Origin of the sequence: Proteus genomosp. 6 (genome assembly GCF_040139785.1) — a bacterium.
Classification (GTDB): Bacteria; Pseudomonadota; Gammaproteobacteria; order Enterobacterales; family Enterobacteriaceae; genus Proteus.
Genome location: NZ_JBEEVJ010000002.1, coordinates 195399 through 216192, shown reverse-complemented (window position 1 = coordinate 216192; position 20794 = coordinate 195399). Strand labels below are relative to the sequence as shown.

Here is a 20794-nt window from a genome sequence, read left to right as displayed (position 1 = left end):
TTTTTACTTTAGAGTGCAAGGAAAAAGCTATGTCTCATCGTTACCAACGTTCTATTTTATCCGTTATTGTAACAACGCTATTAGCTGGCGCGAGTTTCTCTTCTTTTGCTGCTCCCGTTGCTGCTGATGCCATTTTAGCTCAAGATCGTGCAGCAAAAGGTAATATCACGGAATTTGGCGGTGCTCGCCGTATGACTCAAGATCAAACTGAGGCATTAAAAGCCGCTTTAAATAATAACCAAGCGAAAAATGTAATCCTCTTTATTGGTGATGGTATGGGGGATTCTGAAATCACCGTTGCACGTAACTATGCCGAAGGTGCGGGTGGTTTCTTTAAAGGTATCGATGCCTTACCTATTACGGGTCAATACACACACTACGCTTTAGACAGAAAAACCCAAAAACCTAATTATGTAACAGACTCGGCCGCTTCTGCGACAGCATGGGCTTCGGGTGTGAAAACCTATAATGGTGCATTAGGGATTGATGTGTTTGGTAAGGATCATCAAACTATTTTGGAATTAGCAAAAGCCAATGGAAAGGCGACAGGGAACGTGACAACCTCTGAAATTCAAGATGCAACACCTGCGGCTCTGTTCTCGCATGTAACAGGACGTAAATGCTATGGCCCTGTTGAAACCTTAGAGAAATGCTCAACAAACGCATTGGAAAATGGCGGTAGAGGTTCTATCTCTGAGCAATTATTAGTGACTCGCGCTGATGTCACATTAGGTGGTGGAGCAAAAAGTTTTGCTCAAACGGCTGTAGCGGGTGAATACAAAGGCAAAACGTTAGAGCAACAAGCCATTGAGCGTGGTTATCAAATCGTGAAAGATGCCAAATCACTCGATGCGATTACGCTTGCGAACCAAGATAAGCCTGTACTAGGTTTATTCCATGAAGGCAATATGGCAGTGGCATGGGAAGGCCCTAAAGCGACTTACCACGGTAATTTAAACAACCCACCTTTAGAGTGCAAACCTAACGCTAAACTTGATCCGAATGCGCCAACACTGGCACAAATGACCAAAAAAGCGATCGATTTGCTGAAAACCAATGAAAATGGCTTCTTCTTACAAGTCGAAAGTGCCTCTATCGATAAGCAAGATCATAATGCGAATCCTTGCGGACAAATTGGTGAAACTGTTGCGCTAGATGAAGCCGTACAAATCGGTTTAGATTTTGCTAAACAAAACGGCGACACTCTGATTATCGTGACTGCTGATCATGCGCATTCAAGCCAAATTATTGAAGCTGATGTGAAATCCAGCGGGTTAACACAGGCACTTATCACTAAAGATGGTGCGGTTATGGTGGTGAATTACGGTAACTCAGAAGAAGAGTCTCAAGAGCATACAGGAGCACAATTACGCGTTGCCGCTTATGGTCCACATGCGGCTAATGTGGTTGGGTTAACTGACCAAACAGATTTGTTTTTCACAATGCGTGATGCGATGGGTCTGAAGTAAGTTCAAGTTGAATTTATAGTCTGTCTGAACTTGTAGTCGAATTGCCTTACTAAATTGTTGTATTTTCGCGCGACTTAGAGAGATACCCTCTAGTCGCGTTTTTTTATTAAGAATTGAGTCTGCTAAAAATAAAATGATAATAAATCAATAGGTTATTTATAGTCTGATTTTGAAAGTGACACTTTCTCTGCTATAATTAGCAGAATTCACACATTAATCCATATAATATTCTCAACTTCTCCATTGATTATTGCACTTAAGTTGCAATATCTTTTTGTCTAATAACCCAATGTGTTATTAAGGCATTACCAGCAAATATCTTTTCTCAGAGCGTTATCTGCTCATGGTCTTTCTCTTTTTTATGAGATTGAAGGAGAACAGAGTCAAACAAACAACGATAAGAATAAGGTTATTTTTTCTATGCTGACACTGCTTCATTTACTCTCATCTGTCGCGCTTCTTGTCTGGGGAACACATATTGTTCGTACAGGTATTATGCGTGTTTTTGGCTCTGATTTACGCCGAATTTTAGGTAAAAGTATTAATAAAAAATCCAACGCCTTTCTTGCGGGTGTGGGCGTAACGGCATTAGTGCAAAGCAGTAATGCGACGGCACTTTTGGTTATCTCTTTTGTGACGCAAGGACTGATTTCGATTACACCAGCACTTGTTATTATGCTAGGCGCGGATGTGGGTACTGCGTTAATGGCGCGTGTGCTGACATTTGATCTCTCTTGGTTATCGCCACTCCTTATCCTTATCGGTGTTATTACTTTTTTAAGTCGTAAAAAAGAGCGAGTAGGACAACTAGGACGTGTGGGCATTGGTCTTGGTTTGATTTTGTTGGCTTTACAACTCATTGTGGCATCGGCAGAACCTATTATGCACGCAAGTGCAGTCCAAGCTATTTTTACCTCTCTCAGTGGCGATACTATTTTAGCGCTATTGGTGGGGGCACTCTTTGCAATGGTGAGTTACTCGAGCCTTGCGGCAGTGTTGTTAACGGCAACATTAAGTGCAACAGGGTTAATGCCATTATATATCAGCCTTTCCATTGTAATTGGCTCAAATATTGGTAGTGGGTTGCTTGCATTAATAAGTAGTCGGGGACAAAGCGTTGCCTCTCGACAAGTTGTGTTGGGAAGCTTATTTTTTAAACTGATTGGCGCATTGATTGTTTTACCATGGATAACGTATCTTGCTTCTGAAATACAAAAATATGGCTTTTCACCGGCTGAAGTCGTTATCTATTTTCATGTTATTTATAATCTTGCTCGCTGTATTTTGATGATCCCTTTTGTCGGCATAATGGCGAAATTATGTCAGCGACTCATTCCTGAATTACCGACCACGGGCTCTGAAATGGCACCGCGTTATTTAGATCAATCCGCTATTGATACGCCTTCATTGGCAATTGCTAATGCGGTTAGAGAATCACTACGATTAGGTGATGTTATAGAACAAATGCTGCAACGTTTTACTGCGTTAATGGAAGGCGATCGTCAGCAAAAAAGGGAAATTAGCCAGTTAGAAGAAGAGGTAGAATTACTCCACAGCAGCATTAAATTGTATATGGCACAAATTCAACAGCATGATCTAGGAACTGAAGATTCTCGACGTTGGGCTGAAATTATTGATACAGCGATGAATTTACAACAATCATCCGCTATTATTGCGCGTATGTCGGCTGAAGTGGTTAGCAAAGGTTTAAATCACCACTTGTTTTTATCGGAGGAAGGACGTCGTGAATTACAGACACTCCTTGAGCGTCTGCAAAGTAATCTGAATCTGGCGATGTCGGTATTTGTTTCCGGCAACATGGAACATGCTCGTAAATTACGTCGAGCAAAACATCGTTTCCGTTTACTCAACCAGCGTTACTCGTTTGCCCATGTAGAACGTCTTCATTTGCATAATATGCAAAGTATTGAAACCAGTTCACTGCATACCAGTTTGCTCGGTGATATGAAACGGTTGAATTCCTTGTTCTGTGCTGTGGCTTATCACGTACTAGAACGAAGTGAATCATCATCAGAACAGGTTTAATAATGAAATACATTATTCGTCAATTAACACGAAATGAAATTCCACAAGTATGGGCAATTGATAGAACCGAGCTTATTGAAAAGCTATATGTCTTAAAAGAAGGAATATTGCTTTTATCAGAGCAACGCTTTGATATGAAAGGTTGGCCAGAAGGTGAATCAGAACATTACACACCTGTTTTACTTGAAAGTTTTGATCGAGGAGCGCCTTTTTGGGGTGTTTTTAAACAAGATCAGTTGGTCGCGGCGGCAAGTGTTGATCCACAAAAACGGGGTCAAAATGGCACTTTACTTCAACTCTCTTTTTTACATGTTAGCCACCAGCAACGAGGGCAAGGTTTAGCACGAATATTATTTGATTATTGTGTGGAATATGCGAAGAAAAAAGGGGCTGGTGGATTATATATCTCATCAACACCTTCTGAAAATAGCGTGAATTTTTATCAGCATTTAGGGTGTCGTTTAATTGATATTCCTGATCCTGAGCTTTATGAAAGAGAGCCTGAAGATATTCATTTAGTCTTTCATTTTATCGAGCCAAATAACGCTTAATTTTGTTTATTGACTATGATAACAACATAATAAAATGAAATGCTTTATCGTGAAAATGATAAGGCATTTTTTATGCCTGAGACTAAAGAATACACATAACCATTTAAAAAATAAGGATATAAGGTAAGTTTTTTTCTTTATATAAGTTGATTTAGCATAAGTGTTATATATAATAATGAAAATCATTATCATTAATGGTGAGTTATTATGGCTAAATCAACGCGCTTATCTCCAGTTACGTCTTGGACATCTCGCATTAGTTTATGGGAAATGTTGGCGGTTTCTTCTTTACTAACAGTGATCACGCATTCTATTGCAGGAACATCCGCTTTTACGCTGGTTTTAGTGGTTTCAATGCTGTTATCAACCTTGATGCTGTTCCATAAAAAATTACAAATGTGGGTAATGATCCCCGCAGGCGTTGTATTAACCTACAGTTTGATGACACTTTTAGTCGCGTATCATGGATAGAGAAAAGAATACTCGGTGTGTAATCGAATGGGTGTTATTACAAGGAAAAAATAAAGGCTCATTGAGTGGTGCGAAGAGGGGGACTTGAACCCCCACGTCCGTAAGAACACTAACACCTGAAGCTAGCGCGTCTACCAATTCCGCCATCCTCGCAGTTTTACTCAATCATTTTTGCTCTACAAATTGTTTGGTGCGAAAGGGGGGACTTGAACCCCCACGTCCGTAAGGACACTAACACCTGAAGCTAGCGCGTCTACCAATTCCGCCACTCTCGCAATATCAACATCATCTGTGCAGATAGGTGGCGAATTTTATGCTTTTTATTTTTGGCGTCAATTATTTTTTATCAATAAATTATCTTGGTGATGAAAAATAAAACACCTTGGAGCATTACTTAAAATCAGTCCAAAAATAAAGCCCTGTTATAAATAACAGGGCTTGTGATTACTCTTTTTTAGTTGCTTGGTAAACTTTGAATTTACCTGTTGATGCAAGCACTTCATGAGAGCCAAATACATGATCCAGTATATCTGGATAAGGGATAAATGAATTCGCCACAATGCGTAATTTACCGCCTCTTTTTAGATAATTTGGTGCAAGGCGAATAATATCTTCAGCTGCTTCATAGCTTGTACCTAAACCATCATGGAAAGGTGGGTTTGAGATTATCCAATCATAAGTCTCTTCAACTGCTGAATAGACATTACTTGCAATCACTCGACCTTCTAATTCATTCACGTTTAAGGTAGCGATACTAGAAGAAATTGCCGCAGCATTCACATCACACAGTGTTAGTTTCAACATTGGGTTTTTCTTGCCAAGTACAGTAGCAAGAACACCACAACCACATGCCATATCCAGTAAATCTCCAACCATTGCATCATCAAAAGTTGATAGTAATAAACGGCTACCCTCATCTAATGCATTTTGGCTAAATACACCCGGTAATGCCATTACAGTAAGATCGTCATGGCGATAAGTTTGCCACCAGTTATTACGGTCAAACAGTGTTTGATATGTTTGAGTACCAAAAAATAAGCTACAACGGCGTGCTGAATCTATTTTTTTAAGTTTAGCGATACCGTTCATTAATTCTGTGGCACTTTTAACACCGCTACGGTTTTCACCGACGATAAAGATTTCAGTACCCACTTGTAAGTTAGAGCAAAGGCTACGCAGTTGGAAAGTGGCTTCGTTTTTATTTTTAGGCCAAAAATAGATCAAGGTATTGCAATATTTCACAAAGGATTGATCAGCAACTAAACCAAAGAGTACGTTATCACCCATTGATTTTAGTAATGGTAGCCATTGGTGATATTGGTTGGTATATGCTCTGACACTTTTCGCCTGAATTTGCGCCGCGAAAGTATCTTGAAGATCACCTGCAATAAGTACATGCCTGTCTGCGAAATGATCTAGGTGACGAAGAATAACTTCGCTAGCAGGGGACAGTGAGGACATTATGATTATTACTCCTTAAAAAACATGAGACGCATGATATCAGATATAAAGAAACCGACGCTATTTATTGGCGTAGTTTATGCCCTCTGATACTATGTACCGTTGTTCTACACTTGATAGGTAAGCATAATGAGCCGTAAAGACAGAATGTTATCCCAACTTGGAATTCGTCAGTGGGTACTTCGTAAGCCTGCTGTGTTAAAAGGCGAGCATTCTGTTCAATTTCCGGATACAACACGTTTACTTATCATTACTGATGATACCGTTGATCTAAATAACGGGCTTTTCTCTGATATTTTTAGCGCCATGGGGATAGATAAAGACGAAATCTATTGTATTACAACAGATGATGTGAGCATGCTCACAGAATCATTTGATCTTCCCTGCTGGTTATTAGGCACTGATCTCATACTTCCCTCTGAATATACTTCTCTGAGAAGCCCTTCATTACATCAGTTATATTTTGATGCTGATGCAAAACGCGATCTTTGGAAACAAATCTATCAATATGAAGACCATTTCACTCTTAAACCCTGCTGATTTACCTTTAGCATGGCAAATTGAAAAATTAAGTCACTCATTCCCTTGGAGTGAAGAAACATTTTATAGTAACCAAGGAAGTCATTATTTTAATCTGAAAATTTGCATTGATAATATTATTGTAGGTTTCGCAATTACGCAATTAATATTAGATGAGGCAACACTTTTTAATATTGCAATCCATCCTGATTATCAGGGAAAAGGTTATGGCAAAGCGCTTTTACTAGAACTAATTGAAAAACTTGAGAAAAAAAATATCACCACCTTGTGGTTAGAGGTGCGAGAATCTAATGAAAAAGCGTTCAATCTCTATGAATCTATAGGATTTAATTTCGTTTCGAAACGCAAAAACTATTACCCAACAAAGACGGGGAATGAAGATGCGATTATCATGGCTTATCCTATTTCTTTCTAATTAAATTTTTATTTAAGTTAAATTTTAAACGCCTTCTATTAGGCGTTTTTTATTTTATTTAAAGTATTAGAATTTTATTTTTTATTAATTGTATTTAAAATTTATCTTTATTTTTACTTAATGTAAATTTATAAAGTTAATTTCACTTTTGTCATCGTTTAATTTTAAAACACTAGGTGATTATCACGGTGTTAAAAAGGTGAATAGTATTTAAAATAAGTAAATTGAGTATTTATTTTTGTTTTAAATAAAGTGATTGATCTCTAAATATAGAAAAATTAAATCTAAATAAAGGTGTATTTATTTTGGTTTTTATATTCAATCCCAATTTTAACCGAAAATAAATAGGCTAATTCTTTGCTTTATTAGTAGCTCAAAAAGGTAACTTGTAAAATTTTTAGTAAACATCGGTATGCTGAGAGTTTCAATGAAAACAAGGTTACTCTATGAGGCGATAGTTAGATTGGTTCTTACAAAGCAAACAAACCAAAGCATTGCAGATGTTACTCGCAGACTGAACTAAGTAAGCCTTCTAGGTTTTAGTAGTGTGGGTTTAAAAATTGGCTATTATACGGCGATTTTCGCCGTGAAATGATAAAAAGATAAACTAGAGAAAGGATTTGGTGTTTAGAAATGATTAGTCATTCCCTGCGAGAAACGGTGAAAGAGTCTTATAAACAGTCTCTTAAAACTCTTTTACCTTATGGCATGTTAGCTACAAAGAAATGGCTTGCAGAGCAGGGCTTGAGTGCGCATTCATTAGATAACGCTGTCAAAACCGATACGTTATTGCTACTAGCTACAGGTGTTTACAGCCAGTATTCCCGATCTGTCACTTGGGAAGGCGTAGTAGCTTCTATGCAGCGTATGATGGGTAAAAGTGTAGATGAACAACTTCCGCCTGTTGTGGTAGGTGGATTGTCAGCGCTTTCCATATCTGGTTTGTCACAATATTTGTCATTAGGGAGTACACCTCATATTCATTTATATGCAGCGAGAAAGCTTCCCTCCTGGCTTGCGAGACTGTCATTACCAATTAAGTTCGAAGGGCATAGTACAAGTAAACTTTGGTCTGATAGCTTATTCAAAGATAGAGCATTTGTTAAAGAGTATAAATGGGAAGAGCAATTGCCACCTGTGTATTTTTCATGCTCGGAAAAAGCCATATTGGAGGTGTTGGTGGATTTGCCTGAAAGTGAGCCATTTGAACATGCCGATGAGTTAATGCAGGGGTTGGTGAACTTATCTCAAAGAAAGCTTGATACGCTCTTAAAAGCATGTAAAAGCGTAAAGGCCAAACGCTTGTTCTTTTGGCTTGCAAAACGCCAAGCTTATCCTTGGTTTGATAAGTTAAATGTAGAAAATTACGATTTAGGCTCAGATAAACGTGTTGTTGCTAAAGGTGGAAAGTTGGATACAGAGTATCTAATAACAGTACCTCAGCATATGGCATTGGCAAGTAAAGGATCAGTTTAGTGGAACTAGAAGCCGTAAGGGTGCGCCTAGTAGACCTCATTCACCAAGGACTGACCAATATTGAAAAGGCTTTTTTGCTATCCTTCAAAAATCGAAAGCCCAATTGGTCTTTACTCAGCTTGGATGGAGCCAGTGAGCTTCTTGCCATCAAATGGAAACAAATTAATTTGGCAAGAATGCCGAATGAAAAACATGCACAAGCCCTAGAAAAGCTGAAAGATGTTCTCGGTATATGATTTCTAAAAAATAGACATTTATGTCGTGTTGAACACTTCCATGCCGTGCTCCTGTTACAATATTAACTGTTACAAGATCGAGTATTGCAGTTTAAATTGTAGAAATGGTAACCAATTACGCAACCATTGATTGTTTATACTGACAAGATAGGCGAAAATAAGCGCCAATTAAGATTAACTTACGGGTTGAATGTCTTTATAGTCACTTTAATTGTTACTTATAGCAATATATCAGTGTTTTACATTCTCTCGTCTATCAACTAGAAGATCACCATTGATGTCTAATCCTATTTTTCAGCAAGAAGTTGCTCGTCGTAGAACTTTTGCCATTATTTCCCACCCCGATGCGGGTAAGACAACCATCACTGAAAAAGTGTTGTTATTCGGACAAGCAATTCAACGTGCAGGAACCGTAAAAGGCCGCGGTTCAAATCAGCATGCAAAGTCTGACTGGATGGAAATGGAAAAACAACGTGGTATTTCTATTACAACCTCAGTCATGCAGTTCCCTTATGCAGATTGCTTAGTTAACTTATTAGATACTCCGGGGCATGAAGACTTCTCTGAAGATACTTATCGTACTTTAACCGCAGTTGACTGCTGTTTAATGGTCATTGACTCCTCTAAAGGTGTCGAAGATCGTACTCGTAAGTTAATGGAAGTAACACGTTTACGTGATACCCCAATTCTGACCTTTATGAATAAACTCGACCGTGATATTCGTGATCCAATGGAAGTCATGGACGAAGTTGAAACAGAATTAAAAATTGCGTGTAGCCCAGTTACTTGGCCTATTGGTTGCGGAAAGCTCTTCAAAGGGGTTTACCACATTCTGAAAGATGAAACTTATCTTTATCAAACAGGTCAAGGTCACACTATTCAGGATTCTCGTGTCATCAAAGGGTTAGATAACCCTGAGCTTGATGAAGCTATTGGTGATGATTTAGCAAGTCAATTACGTGATGAATTAGAATTAGTATTAGGTGCTTCTCATGAATTTGATCATGAGGCATTTTTAGTTGGTGAATTAACTCCAGTGTTCTTTGGTACAGCATTAGGTAACTTTGGTGTTAACCATATGCTTGATGGCCTTGTAAAATGGGCGCCAGCACCAATGCCACGCGAAACCGATGTGCGTAAAGTTACCGCTTCTGAAGAAACGTTCACAGGTTTCGTCTTTAAGATCCAAGCAAATATGGATCCTAAACACCGCGACCGTGTTGCATTCTTACGTGTTGTATCTGGTATGTATGATAAAGGCATGAAACTGCATCAAGTTCGTCTCAAAAAAGATGTGATAATTTCAGATGCATTAACCTTTATGGCGGGTGACCGTTCTCATGTTGAGCATGCTTATCCTGGGGATATCATTGGTCTTCACAACCACGGAACCATTCAAATTGGTGACACCTTTACTCAGGGTGAGATCCTGAAGTTTACAGGTATTCCAAACTTTGCCCCAGAATTGTTCCGCCGTATTCGTTTACGTGATCCGTTAAAACAGAAACAGTTACTTAAAGGATTGGTACAGTTATCAGAAGAGGGTGCTGTACAGGTCTTTAGACCATTGGCAAATAACGATTTAATCGTAGGTGCCGTGGGTGTGCTTCAGTTTGATGTGGTTGTTGCAAGACTGAAGAGTGAATATAACGTTGAAGCAATTTATGAATCCGTTAACGTTTCAACAGCACGCTGGGTTGAATGTAATAACGAGAAAAAACTCGAAGAGTTTAAACGTAAAAATGAACAAAACTTGGCACTTGATGGCGGCGATAATTTAACTTATATCGCACCAACGATGGTCAACTTGAATTTAACGCGTGAGCGTTATCCTGAGGTTGAGTTCCATCAGACCCGTGAACACTAAATACTCGTTCTTACTCGTCATACTTCAAGTTGCAGCGTTGTTGACTACGTTCATTCGCACTAGTCACATACTGATGTATGCTCCTAGCGACTCATTCAGTTGTCGCCTAGTTGCACCTTGAATTATTTAGAGTAAGGGGGCTGTTATTTGAATATTTAACTCAATGAAAAGGCTATATTTTTAATATAGCCTTTTTTGTTTTTTTACCTCATTGCACATTATTTAACAATAACACTCTGTGAGATACTCGATTTCTCTATCAAATTCGTTTTGTATACCCTGAATATCCTGCCCAAAGCCCTTCTTCATTCGGAATTACTCTTTTTTTTTTCTGCTAAAATTATACTCGTTTTTATACTTATTTATAAATAAATGTAAAATTTTTTATAATTTTATGGGTTGTTAATAGAATAAAATCATTAGGATTAGTCTTTATTTGTTATTTTTTGCTTTATTAAATGCCAATAGATTATTAGTGTAATAGCTTAGTTTGTTAAAATTTTTTAGTACTTAATAAAAATACACATATTAAAAATACACATATTTCCTATCGCAGTTATTGTGATTAGGGGGAGAGCAATGAAACAATATAAAACGCTAAAATTAGCGTTAGTAATGTCAATGGGCTTAACTTTTTTCAGTATGGGCGCGTCAGCCGAAACATCGTGGTATAGCGAAATTAATACTGTAACGAATAACACAGGGCAGAATCTAAGCGATACTTCTATTTCTAATAAAATTAAAGATACGCTATTGGCAATGCAAGATATCGATAGTGACAATATTTCTATTCGTACTGAATTTGGGCATGTCTTTCTTTCAGGTTTTGTTGATAGTAAAGCGCAAGAAGAAAAAATATTGCAAGTTATTGAAAAAATTGCAGGTGTTAAAAGCGTAGACTCAGATGTAAATATCAAATCATAAATATGATTTTCTTTTATATTCGTCATATTCTAAGAAGATATTGTCTAAATTATTTATATGAATACGTAAAAAGAATGACGCCAAAAAAATGTGAGGGTATCCTTTGTTAAGTTGTATAAAGGAGACATTATGGGGAAGTATATACCTGTCACATTAAATAATATTACAGCACTCGAATTTCAATCATCACTGCCACAAGGTAAAGTTGCTTTAGTTTGTGAAGGCGGGGGGCAACGCGGGATCTTTACTGCGGGTGTTCTTGATGAATTTATGCGTTCACAGTTTGATCCCTTTGATATTTTACTTGGGGTATCTGCGGGAGCGCAAAATTTATCTGCTTTTGCCTGTGGTCAGCGTGGGTATGCACGTAAAATTATTAATCGCTATACAACCAATAATCAATTCTTCAATCCTATTCGCTTTGTTCGTGGCGGTAATTTACTCGATCTTGATTGGTATATAGAAACAACGGCTAAAGAAATGCCTCTTGATATGCCAACAGCATTACGCCGTTTTGATGCGGGTCGCGAATTTTATATGGTGGCAAGTCGTTCTGATAATTTTCAGGCAAATTATTTTCAGCCCGATGAACCGACTTGGCTTGAGATAATCAAAGCATCCAGTGCCATTCCTGCTTTTTATCGTAATGGTGTCTTATTTCATGATGTTGTTTATCATGACGGCGGTATCAGCGATGCTATTCCTGTGAGAGAAGCTTATCGACGTGGTTGTCGTACTATTGTCGTTGTTCGTACCGTTCCTTCTGAATATCAATACACAACAGAATGGGTTGAGCGTATGGGAAAATGGTTTGAAAATAGCCGTTTACAGCGCTTTATGGCGATGGCTCAAGTCCATATCGAAACCTATACCGACACAATTAAATTTATCCAATCTCCCCCAGAAGATGTTGTTGTTATTGAAATATATCCACCAACTACATTGCAATCTAGTGCATTAGGAAGTCGTTTAAATGCATTAAATCATGATTATCATGTGGGTAGACGTTGCGGGCGTTATTTTCTGGCGACAATTGGCCAGCATTTTTCTAAGAAAAAATTCAAACAGTACGATAGAAAAGTCTTTAGTTTGTTTGAACAAGAAGCGAAGGCTGATAAAGCGGAGAATGCTTCCATTATTCAACAAGGAACTCGGAGCGTACATCCTGACGTGAGGCAAATTCAGAATGAATAAATTTATTGATACTCACTGCCATTTTGATTTTCCGGTTTTTTATGATGATATTGCCAACAGCTTGTCACTAGCACATCAAGCTCATATTGAAAAAATAATTATTCCCGCCGTTGCACGTTGGAATTTTGATGTTGTTGCAGAGTTAGCGAATAATCATCATCAATTATATTGTGCATTGGGGTTACACCCTTTATATATTGAAGAGCACACTGAACAGCATCTCTTGGAATTAAAACAGAAATTAAAAACAGCTTCTCGTTGTGTTGCCATCGGAGAGATAGGACTTGATGACTATATGGATAATCCTCAGCCTGAGAAGCAAGAGGCGTTTTTAATTGCACAGCTTAAACTAGCGATTGAATTTGATTTGCCTGTGATCCTACATTCACGTAAAACCCACGATAAGTTAAGCGCACTTTTACGCCGTTATGATGTGCCTCGCAAAGGGGTTATTCATGGTTTTGCAGGAAGTCTGCAACAGGCAGAAAAGTTTATTCAGCAAGGCTATTTTATTGGCGTTGGTGGAACTATTACTTATGAGCGAGCACAAAAAACTCGCCGCGCAATTGCCTCGTTACCACTAGAATATCTGTTATTAGAGACAGATGCTCCTGATATGCCTGTGAGTGGTTTTCAAGGTGAACCTAATCGCCCTGAGCGTATTCAGAACGTTTTTTCCCAACTCTGTGAGCTGCGTCAAGGATCACCAGAGGTGATCGCAGAGCAACTCTATCTCAATAGCCTACAATTATTCCGATTAAAAGATAACACCTCGTCTTTATCCTAAACTTATTTAATCAAAAAGATTAAAAATACGCCTTATTTTAATTGTACTTATACAAATAAAACGTTCATTTATTTCTGCTATTTAAGATTAAAGCCATCATTTGTTAATCGAATGATATTTTTTTTAAATTAGCCTATTCAATAAGTGCGTTTTTTAGGTTTATTTATGTGATCTACTTCTCATTTGTGGGTTTTGTGTTGCTTTTTTCAAGCGCTATTTGTGATGGATATAGAGGGTTCTTTTTCTGGACTAGGTATAATTATCTGGCAAAAAGAGTCAATAATCTCAGGCTAGAGCATTATTGATAATCCATTAAATTTTTATGTGAACAGGGATCCTTCAATGCAACTCATTATGAGCTTGGTCGGAATGGCAACATTAATATTGATAGCCATTCTATTTTCCAGCAATCGACGTGCAATTAGACTACGTACAGTTGGTGGCGCATTCCTTATTCAGATTGGCTTAGGTGCATTTGTTCTTTATTCCGACGGTGGTCGCGAAGTGCTTCTTGCGGTTTCTGATGGTGTTAAGAATGTTATTGATTACGGCAATAATGGGATGAGCTTCCTATTTGCAGGCCTAGTATCAGATAAAATGTTCGAGTTGTTTGGTGGTGGCGGTTTCGTATTCGCCCTACGCGTACTGCCTGTTATCGTGTTTTTCTCCTCTTTAATTGCTGTGCTGTATTACCTCGGCATTATGCAAATTGTGATTAAGATTCTTGGTGGTGGTTTACAAAAAGTCCTTGGTACATCACGCACAGAATCGATGTCTGCAACAGCCAATATCTTTGTGGGTCAGACCGAAGCTCCGCTTGTTGTTCGTCCTTATATTGCAAGAATGACAACCTCTGAGTTATTCGCTGTTATGTGTGGTGGTCTTGCTTCTGTTGCGGGTTCTGTTCTTGCTGGATATGCAAGCATGGGTGTGCCATTAGAGTATTTGATTACGGCATCATTTATGGCAGCACCAGGTGGTTTACTCTTTGCTAAGCTGTTGATCCCTGAAACAGAAACGCCAGACGATCAAAAAGATGCGCTGGATAAAATGACCGATGAAGAAAAACCAGCAAATATTATTGATGCGGCCGCAGCTGGCGCATCTTCAGGTCTACAACTGGCACTTAACGTCGGTGCTATGTTACTTGCTTTCGTTGCGTTAATTGCATTAGTCAATGGTATCTTAGGTGGCATTGGTGGCTGGTTTGGTTATGAGAATTTCTCATTAGAATTAGTATTAGGTTGGGTTTTTGCACCTATTGCTTTCTTAATCGGTGTACCTTGGAGTGAAGCGACCGTTGCTGGCTCATTTATTGGTCAAAAACTAGTTATTAATGAATTCTATGCTTACTCTGAATTTAGCAAATATCTACAAGATGAAGCTCAAGTTGCTGCATCAGGCTTAATCATCTTATCAGAGCAAACAAAGATAATTATCTCCTTTGCACTGTGCGGTTTTGCTAACCTCTCTTCCGTTGCTGTACTGCTAGGTGGTTTAGGCGGAATGGCTCCAAATCGCCGTAAAGACGTGGCTCGTTTAGGGATGAAAGCCGTACTTGCTGGTACACTCTCTAACTTAATGAGTGCGACGATTGCAGGTTTCTTCTTTGCATTAACCGCAATGGCTGTTGTTGCTGCTTAATTGATTTTGATTATAAAGAGCAGATGGGTTTTGCCTGTCTGCTCTTTTATGTTTGTTTTCTGCTGTAATGTTAACTACTTTTATTGTGAGAGATATTTCGCAATTTGTATTGAATAGGGTCAATAGCGATATCATTTCATATTGATCTCGCTTTTTTTGCGTTATAAAGACGACTTAGAGGCGTTATTCGAGTAACATTAAACCAGAAAATGACCTAATTGTGATGTTGGTCACACTTATATGTCATTGTTTGCAAGTTGCATTTGATTAGTGTGACGTAAAGCACATCTAATTGTTCCTTAGCGTGTTCAAATAAGATGTGCTGAAACTTCATGGAATGGCGAAGGCTCAATGACGGGTCGCCGAAGTGAGCATAGCGCGGTGAGAGGGAGCTCAGCTGTCGTTGTAGCGCAAGTTACAACAACATCTTCAAGGAACCAAGTCCGCTCGCCAACAAATTTAATCGCTAACCTTAAGCGTACGCCCAAAAGGGCTTGAGAAACATCGTTGGAGAGTTTTATGACAGATTTAACCGCTGCAGCGCGCCTTGCGCTGTCTTTGATGGATTTAACTACATTAAATGATGACGACACTGATGCAAAAGTGACTGCATTGTGTCATCAGGCTAAAAGCCCTGAAGGGAATACTGCCGCTATTTGTATCTATCCACGTTTTATTCCGTTAGCACGTAAAGTGTTACGCGAACAGGGTACTCCAGAAGTCCGTATCGCAACCGTAACTAACTTCCCTCATGGTAATGATGATTTAGATATCGCATTAGCAGAAACCAACGCGGCATTAGCTTATGGCGCAGATGAGGTTGACGTAGTTTTCCCTTACCGTGCATTTATGGCAGGTAACGAGCAAATCGGTTTTGATATCGTTAAAGCATGTAAAGAAGCTTGCGCAGACGCGGGTGCTTTACTGAAAGTAATTATTGAAACGGGTGAGCTGAAAGATCCAGCGCTTATCCGTAAAGCATCTGAAATTTCAATCAAAGCAGGTGCTGACTTTATTAAAACTTCCACAGGTAAAGTACCTGTAAATGCAACACTGGAAAGCGCTGAGTTAATGATCCAAGTGATCCACGATATGGGTGTTGGCAAAGAAGTTGGTTTCAAACCAGCGGGTGGTGTACGTACCGCTGAAGAAGCTGCTCAATACCTTGCATTAGCTAACCGCATTATGGGTGACAACTGGGTTGATGCCCGTCACTTCCGCTTTGGTGCGTCAAGCCTGTTAGGTAATTTATTAGCCACTTTAGGTCATGGCGAACAAAAATCGTCTAGTGGTTACTAATCCATTCGTGAAATACGCCCACTTTTCGTTATTGTGGGCGTTACCAATGCTATAAAACCAGGAGGTTGCAGTGTTTCTTGCCCAAGAGATTATTCGTAAAAAGCGTGATGGTCATCCTTTAACTGAGGAAGAAATTCGTTTTTTCATTAATGGCGTCAGAGATAATACTGTTTCTGAAGGTCAAATTGCTGCCTTAGCAATGACTATTTATTTCCACGACATGACAATGCCAGAGCGTGTTGCTTTGACATTAGCTATGCGTGATTCCGGTTCAGTACTGAACTGGAAAAGCTTAAACTTAAATGGCCCAATTGTTGATAAACATTCAACCGGTGGTGTGGGTGATGTTACTTCACTGATGTTAGGGCCAATGGTTGCTGCTTGTGGTGGTTATGTTCCTATGATTTCTGGTCGTGGATTAGGCCACACAGGCGGAACATTAGATAAGCTTGAAGCAATACCGGGCTTTGATATTTTCCCTGATGATGAGAAATTCCGCGACATTATTCGCAATGTCGGCGTTGCCATCATTGGACAAACTAATTCATTAGCACCTGCTGACAAACGCTTTTATGCTACCCGTGATATTACTGCTACAGTTGATTCAATCCCGCTTATCACTGCATCTATTTTAGGTAAAAAATTAGCTGAAGGCTTAGATGCATTAGTGATGGACGTTAAAGTTGGCTCGGGTGCTTTTATGCCGACTTATCAAAAATCGGAAGAGCTGGCTGAGTCAATTGTCCAAGTAGCAAATGGCGCTGGCTGTCAAACCACTGCACTGTTAACTGATATGAACGAAGTATTAGCTTCTAGCGCAGGTAATGCGGTTGAAGTTCGTGAAGCGGTTCAATTCTTAACAGGCGAATATCGTAATCCACGTCTATTTGAAGTCACTATGGCGCTGTGTGTTGAAATGTTAGTATCAGGTCGTTTAGCGGATGATCGTCAACAAGCTCGCCAAAAACTGCAAGATGTGTTGGATAACGGTAAAGCAGCAGAAGTCTTTGGTCGTATGGTTACAGCACAGAAAGGCCCAACTGATTTTGTTGAAAACTACAATAAATACCTGCCAACTGCGGTATTAAGTAAACCTGTATTCGCTGAGAAAACCGGATTCATCACAGAAATGGATACACGTGCATTAGGTATGTCTGTTGTGACATTAGGTGGTGGTCGCCGTAAAGCGACTGATGCTATTGATTACAGTGTTGGCTTAAGCGACATCGCAGCACTTGGTGCTGAGATCAATACGGATACACCTTTAGCAATGATCCATGCTAACAGTGAAAAGTCATGGCAAGAAGCTGCGGCTGAAGTCCGTAAAGCGATGGTAATTGGTGACAGCAAACGCGAAGCTTCACCAATGGTGTACCGCCAAATCAGCGAATAAGAACTCAATTACGATTTATAAGTGACATATCCGTAGCCTACGGAGAATGACACAGGAGAGAGAATTATGAAACGTGTACATATCATGGTATTAGATTCCTTCGGTATCGGTGCTGCCGGTGATGCGGAGAAATTCGGTGACCAAGGTTCAGACACTTTAGGGCATATCGCACAAGCGTTTGCTGACGGTAAAGCAGATAGAGACGGCCGTAAAGGTCCTCTTCATTTACCTAATCTTTGCCGTTTAGGTTTAGGTAAAGCTGCGGAAGAATCAACAGGTAAATTCCCTATCGGTTTAGACAAAAACGCAGATATTATCGGTGCTTATGGCTACGCGAGTGAAATCTCTTCTGGTAAAGATACTCCGTCAGGCCACTGGGAAATCGCAGGTGTTCCTGTTCTATTTGATTGGGGATACTTCAAAGAACTGAAAAATTCATTCCCACAAGAGCTGTTAGAAAACATCGTTAAACGTGCCAAATTACCTGGATACTTAGGTAACTGCCACGCATCTGGTACAGTGATTCTGGATGAACTGGGTGAAGAGCATATGAAAACTGGTAAGCCGATTTTCTATACCTCTGCTGACTCTGTATTCCAAATTGCATGTCATGAAGAAACTTACGGTTTAGATGAATTATATGAGCTGTGTGAAATTGCTCGTGATGAACTAAACAAAGGCGATTACAACATTGGTCGTGTTATTGCGCGTCCATTTATCGGTGACAAACCAGGTAACTTCGCTCGTACAGGTAACCGTCATGATTTAGCGGTTGAGCCACCAGCACCAACGATGTTGAAAAAACTGGTTGATGAAAAACAAGGCCACGTTGTTTCTATCGGTAAAATTGCTGACATCTACGCAAACGTAGGTATCACTAAGAAAGTGAAAGCAACGGGTATTGATGCTCTGTTTGATGCGACACTTGAAGAAATAAAACTTGCGGGTGATAACACTATCGTCTTTACCAACTTTGTTGATTTTGACTCCTCTTACGGTCACCGTCGTGATGCTGTAGGTTATGGTGAAGCACTTGAGTTATTCGATCGTCGCTTACCAGAACTGATGGAACTGGTAAAAGAAGATGACATTCTTATTTTAACCGCAGACCACGGTTGCGACCCAACTTGGCCAGGTTCTGATCATACTCGTGAGCACATTCCTGTTCTGGTTTATGGTCCTAAAGTTAAACCAGGTTCATTAGGCCATCGTGAAACCTTCGCGGATATCGGTCAAACTGTTGTGAAATACTTCGGTTTATCACCAGTCGATTACGGTAAAGCGATGTTCTAATTTTATTTCGGTAGGTATAGCAATATACCTACCGAATAATATTTAAATAGTAAAAAGATCAATTAAAAGGAAGAGTTATGGCTACCCCTCATATTAACGCAGAAATGGGCGATTTTGCTGATGTCGTTTTAATGCCGGGCGACCCGCTTCGTGCTAAATACATCGCTGAAACTTTTTTACAAGATGTCCGTCAAGTAAATAACGTTCGTGGTATGTTAGGTTTTACAGGTACGTATAAAGGCCGTAAGATTTCTGTTATGGGTCACGGTATGGGTATTCCTTCTTGCTCAATTTACGCAAAAGAATTAATTACTGATTTCGGTGTAAAAGTGATCATCCGTGTGGGCTCATGTGGTGCGGTATTACCAGACGTTGAACTACGTGACGTTGTTATCGGTATGGGTGCATGTACAGACTCTAAAGTTAACCGTCTACGTTTCAAAGACCAAGACTTTGCCGCTATTGCAGATTTTGAATTAGTTCAAAATGCAGTATCTGCAGCTAAAGCAAAAGATATTAAAGTTCGTGTTGGTAATATCTTCTCTGCTGATCTGTTCTACTCTCCAGATCCAGAAATGTTTGATGTTATGGAAAAATACGGCATCCTTGGTGTTGAAATGGAAGCTGCTGGTATCTATGGTGTTGCTGCTGAATATGGTGCAAGAGCACTGACTATCTGTACTGTCTCTGATCACATCAAAAAAGGGACACAAACTACAGCAGAAGAGCGTCAAACGACTTTTAACGAAATGATTGAAATTGCATTAGAATCTGTTCTGTTATTAGAAGACTAATCAATACATCTCGTTGCTTAATAATAGTAAAAACCCAATTCTTTGAATTGGGTTTTTTTATGTCTAATCAATAATATGGCAAATTAAGGTGCATAAATATAGGTTTCTAAATAAGGATCCATTTTAATTGAGTAATTTTTTAAATTATCCAGGCTTGGTGTTAATGGCCCTTTGCACTCTTTTTTACTGATAATATTATTGTCTTTATAAACAATAACACCATTAAATTGCCATCCTCTACCTTCACCGTCGTAAACAACGTAGCTGTAGTTCCCATTCTTAAATCGAACATAAGTCGATGCCCCTGCAACAAACATCTGATGCCCGTAAAAGACATTATTATTGGGTTGTTGAGGTACTGGTAGTGTTATCTCTGTTTTAGCAAGTGTGCCATAACGATACACAGGGGGTTTTCCCTGTTCAGCGGATACACTGACATACTTACCATTTTCAAGTTGGCAGGTAAATTCTTCAGCATGGACACTTGCGGATAATAATACGAATACAGCAACAACAGCCATATGTGCTTTCATATTGTGTTCTCCGTTAATTACCTACTCTATTACTTTAAGTATCGGCAAAGAAAACAAAATATGTAGAGTAAATATTCTGATTATTTAGCCAAGTTACTAATTTTCATTTTAACCAATATTTGTTTTATTTCCAGAATAATCAACTGTGATAATTTCTTTGTTTATTTTTTCATTGAATGTTATCTGCCAAATCAGCCTTATCCGATATTTTATACCTAATAATAGTTAAAATTAGAATTAATTTGCTAATTATGAAAAATATCATAGTGATTTCTTTTGATTTTGTTCTTTTTAATTAAATTAAATGTAATTTTCACTGTGCCAATTGTAGAAATAACAGATTAATTCAATTAATTAAATTAAGAGTTCAGTAATATCAGTTGGTTAGCATTCTATTGTTA

The 20794-nt window shown here is 38.9% G+C and carries 19 protein-coding genes and 2 tRNA genes; 17 read left to right on the top strand and 4 right to left on the bottom strand.

Features of this window, described 5'->3' with window-relative positions; all coding sequences use genetic code 11:
- The first annotated feature begins 29 nt into the window (after positions 1–29).
- The 4 genes from phoA (at position 30) to ABN212_RS03510 (ending at position 4537) form a co-directional block, all read left to right on the top strand.
- Positions 30–1469 carry an alkaline phosphatase gene (phoA, locus tag ABN212_RS03525; protein WP_196532858.1) on the top strand — a complete coding sequence of 480 codons (1440 nt, stop codon included), beginning with the start codon at positions 30–32 and terminating at the stop codon, positions 1467–1469.
- Between the two features lie 420 nt (positions 1470–1889).
- Positions 1890–3515, top strand: a complete 1626-nt coding sequence (locus ABN212_RS03520) for a Na/Pi cotransporter family protein (RefSeq protein WP_109374378.1) — start codon at positions 1890–1892, stop codon at positions 3513–3515.
- Between the two features lie 2 nt (positions 3516–3517).
- Positions 3518–4066: a GNAT family N-acetyltransferase gene (locus ABN212_RS03515; protein WP_198620702.1), complete on the top strand. Its 549-nt coding sequence runs from the start codon at positions 3518–3520 to the stop codon at positions 4064–4066.
- 207 nt (positions 4067–4273) lie between these two features.
- Positions 4274–4537: a DUF1435 family protein gene (locus ABN212_RS03510; RefSeq protein WP_198620703.1), complete on the top strand. Its 264-nt coding sequence runs from the start codon at positions 4274–4276 to the stop codon at positions 4535–4537.
- A gap of 66 nt (positions 4538–4603) precedes the next feature.
- Here ABN212_RS03510 and ABN212_RS03505 read toward each other — a convergent pair.
- The 3 genes from ABN212_RS03505 to rsmC form a co-directional block, all read right to left on the bottom strand.
- Positions 4604–4690: transfer RNA gene (locus tag ABN212_RS03505), tRNA-Leu, on the bottom strand.
- 35 nt (positions 4691–4725) lie between these two features.
- Positions 4726–4812 (bottom strand) — tRNA-Leu (locus tag ABN212_RS03500).
- 169 nt (positions 4813–4981) lie between these two features.
- Entirely contained in the window at positions 4982–5998 is a 1017-nt protein-coding gene (gene rsmC, locus ABN212_RS03495) for a 16S rRNA (guanine(1207)-N(2))-methyltransferase RsmC (RefSeq protein WP_198620704.1), read from the bottom strand.
- Between the two features lie 129 nt (positions 5999–6127).
- On the opposite strand from rsmC, the gene ABN212_RS03490 reads away from it, so the two are divergent.
- From ABN212_RS03490 to deoD, 13 genes are all read left to right on the top strand, one after another.
- Positions 6128–6538, top strand: coding sequence for a DNA polymerase III subunit psi (locus tag ABN212_RS03490; RefSeq protein ID WP_023582915.1), 411 nt, complete (start codon positions 6128–6130; stop codon positions 6536–6538).
- Entirely contained in the window at positions 6507–6953 is a 447-nt protein-coding gene (gene rimI, locus ABN212_RS03485; protein ID WP_109374374.1) for a ribosomal protein S18-alanine N-acetyltransferase, read from the top strand. The genes ABN212_RS03490 and rimI overlap by 32 nt, the downstream gene beginning before the upstream one ends.
- 633 nt (positions 6954–7586) lie before the next feature.
- The gene (locus tag ABN212_RS03480; protein ID WP_349442880.1) at positions 7587–8429 is read left to right on the top strand and encodes a type IV toxin-antitoxin system AbiEi family antitoxin domain-containing protein; all 843 of its coding nucleotides are present in this window, start codon (positions 7587–7589) and stop codon (positions 8427–8429) included.
- Positions 8429–8665 (top strand): hypothetical protein, encoded by a 237-nt coding sequence (locus tag ABN212_RS03475; RefSeq protein ID WP_349442879.1) that lies wholly within the window; start codon positions 8429–8431, stop codon positions 8663–8665. The genes ABN212_RS03480 and ABN212_RS03475 overlap by 1 nt, the downstream gene beginning before the upstream one ends.
- A 277-nt stretch (positions 8666–8942) precedes the next feature.
- A complete protein-coding gene (prfC, locus tag ABN212_RS03470; protein WP_349442877.1) occupies positions 8943–10532 on the top strand; it encodes a peptide chain release factor 3 in 1590 nt (529 codons plus the stop codon).
- A gap of 579 nt (positions 10533–11111) precedes the next feature.
- Positions 11112–11456, top strand: coding sequence for a BON domain-containing protein (locus ABN212_RS03465; RefSeq protein WP_198620706.1), 345 nt, complete (start codon positions 11112–11114; stop codon positions 11454–11456).
- Positions 11457–11585: 129 nt separating this feature from the next.
- A complete protein-coding gene (locus tag ABN212_RS03460) occupies positions 11586–12650 on the top strand; it encodes a patatin-like phospholipase family protein (RefSeq protein ID WP_109372965.1) in 1065 nt (354 codons plus the stop codon).
- Positions 12643–13437, top strand: a complete 795-nt coding sequence (locus ABN212_RS03455; RefSeq protein WP_198620707.1) for a TatD family hydrolase — start codon at positions 12643–12645, stop codon at positions 13435–13437. Before ABN212_RS03460 ends, ABN212_RS03455 begins: the two co-directional genes overlap by 8 nt.
- Before the next feature lie 342 nt (positions 13438–13779).
- Positions 13780–15081 (top strand): NupC/NupG family nucleoside CNT transporter, encoded by a 1302-nt coding sequence (locus ABN212_RS03450; RefSeq protein ID WP_109372967.1) that lies wholly within the window; start codon positions 13780–13782, stop codon positions 15079–15081.
- A 519-nt stretch (positions 15082–15600) separates the two neighbouring features.
- A complete protein-coding gene (gene deoC, locus ABN212_RS03445; RefSeq protein ID WP_109372968.1) occupies positions 15601–16380 on the top strand; it encodes a deoxyribose-phosphate aldolase in 780 nt (259 codons plus the stop codon).
- Between the two features lie 70 nt (positions 16381–16450).
- Positions 16451–17773, top strand: coding sequence for a thymidine phosphorylase (deoA, locus tag ABN212_RS03440; RefSeq protein WP_198626229.1), 1323 nt, complete (start codon positions 16451–16453; stop codon positions 17771–17773).
- 66 nt (positions 17774–17839) lie between these two features.
- The gene (gene deoB / locus ABN212_RS03435) at positions 17840–19066 is read left to right on the top strand and encodes a phosphopentomutase (protein ID WP_349442876.1); all 1227 of its coding nucleotides are present in this window, start codon (positions 17840–17842) and stop codon (positions 19064–19066) included.
- Positions 19067–19143: 77 nt separating this feature from the next.
- The gene (gene deoD / locus ABN212_RS03430) at positions 19144–19860 is read left to right on the top strand and encodes a purine-nucleoside phosphorylase (RefSeq protein WP_100158856.1); all 717 of its coding nucleotides are present in this window, start codon (positions 19144–19146) and stop codon (positions 19858–19860) included.
- A gap of 83 nt (positions 19861–19943) precedes the next feature.
- Here deoD and ABN212_RS03425 read toward each other — a convergent pair whose 3' ends face one another.
- Positions 19944–20393 carry a hypothetical protein gene (locus tag ABN212_RS03425; protein ID WP_196532848.1) on the bottom strand — a complete coding sequence of 150 codons (450 nt, stop codon included), beginning with the start codon at positions 20391–20393 and terminating at the stop codon, positions 19944–19946.
- Positions 20394–20794: the final 401 nt, after the last annotated feature.

Bases quoted from the DNA above. Each gene is read 5' to 3' on its own strand.
- ABN212_RS03450 (WP_109372967.1), top strand. From the start codon at position 13,780: ATGCAACTCATTATGAGCTTGGTCGGAATGGCAACATTAATATTGATA.
- prfC (WP_349442877.1), top strand. From the start codon at position 8,943: ATGTCTAATCCTATTTTTCAGCAAGAAGTTGCTCGTCGTAGAACTTTT.
- deoD (WP_100158856.1), top strand. From the start codon at position 19,144: ATGGCTACCCCTCATATTAACGCAGAAATGGGCGATTTTGCTGATGTC.
- deoB (WP_349442876.1), top strand. From the start codon at position 17,840: ATGAAACGTGTACATATCATGGTATTAGATTCCTTCGGTATCGGTGCT.
- ABN212_RS03510 (WP_198620703.1), top strand. From the start codon at position 4,274: ATGGCTAAATCAACGCGCTTATCTCCAGTTACGTCTTGGACATCTCGC.
- rsmC (WP_198620704.1), bottom strand. From the start codon at position 5,998: ATGTCCTCACTGTCCCCTGCTAGCGAAGTTATTCTTCGTCACCTAGAT.
- ABN212_RS03490 (WP_023582915.1), top strand. From the start codon at position 6,128: ATGAGCCGTAAAGACAGAATGTTATCCCAACTTGGAATTCGTCAGTGG.
- ABN212_RS03520 (WP_109374378.1), top strand. From the start codon at position 1,890: ATGCTGACACTGCTTCATTTACTCTCATCTGTCGCGCTTCTTGTCTGG.
- ABN212_RS03455 (WP_198620707.1), top strand. From the start codon at position 12,643: ATGAATAAATTTATTGATACTCACTGCCATTTTGATTTTCCGGTTTTT.
- ABN212_RS03480 (WP_349442880.1), top strand. From the start codon at position 7,587: ATGATTAGTCATTCCCTGCGAGAAACGGTGAAAGAGTCTTATAAACAG.
- ABN212_RS03425 (WP_196532848.1), bottom strand. From the start codon at position 20,393: ATGAAAGCACATATGGCTGTTGTTGCTGTATTCGTATTATTATCCGCA.
- ABN212_RS03460 (WP_109372965.1), top strand. From the start codon at position 11,586: ATGGGGAAGTATATACCTGTCACATTAAATAATATTACAGCACTCGAA.
- deoC (WP_109372968.1), top strand. From the start codon at position 15,601: ATGACAGATTTAACCGCTGCAGCGCGCCTTGCGCTGTCTTTGATGGAT.
- ABN212_RS03515 (WP_198620702.1), top strand. From the start codon at position 3,518: ATGAAATACATTATTCGTCAATTAACACGAAATGAAATTCCACAAGTA.
- ABN212_RS03465 (WP_198620706.1), top strand. From the start codon at position 11,112: ATGAAACAATATAAAACGCTAAAATTAGCGTTAGTAATGTCAATGGGC.
- phoA (WP_196532858.1), top strand. From the start codon at position 30: ATGTCTCATCGTTACCAACGTTCTATTTTATCCGTTATTGTAACAACG.
- rimI (WP_109374374.1), top strand. From the start codon at position 6,507: ATGAAGACCATTTCACTCTTAAACCCTGCTGATTTACCTTTAGCATGG.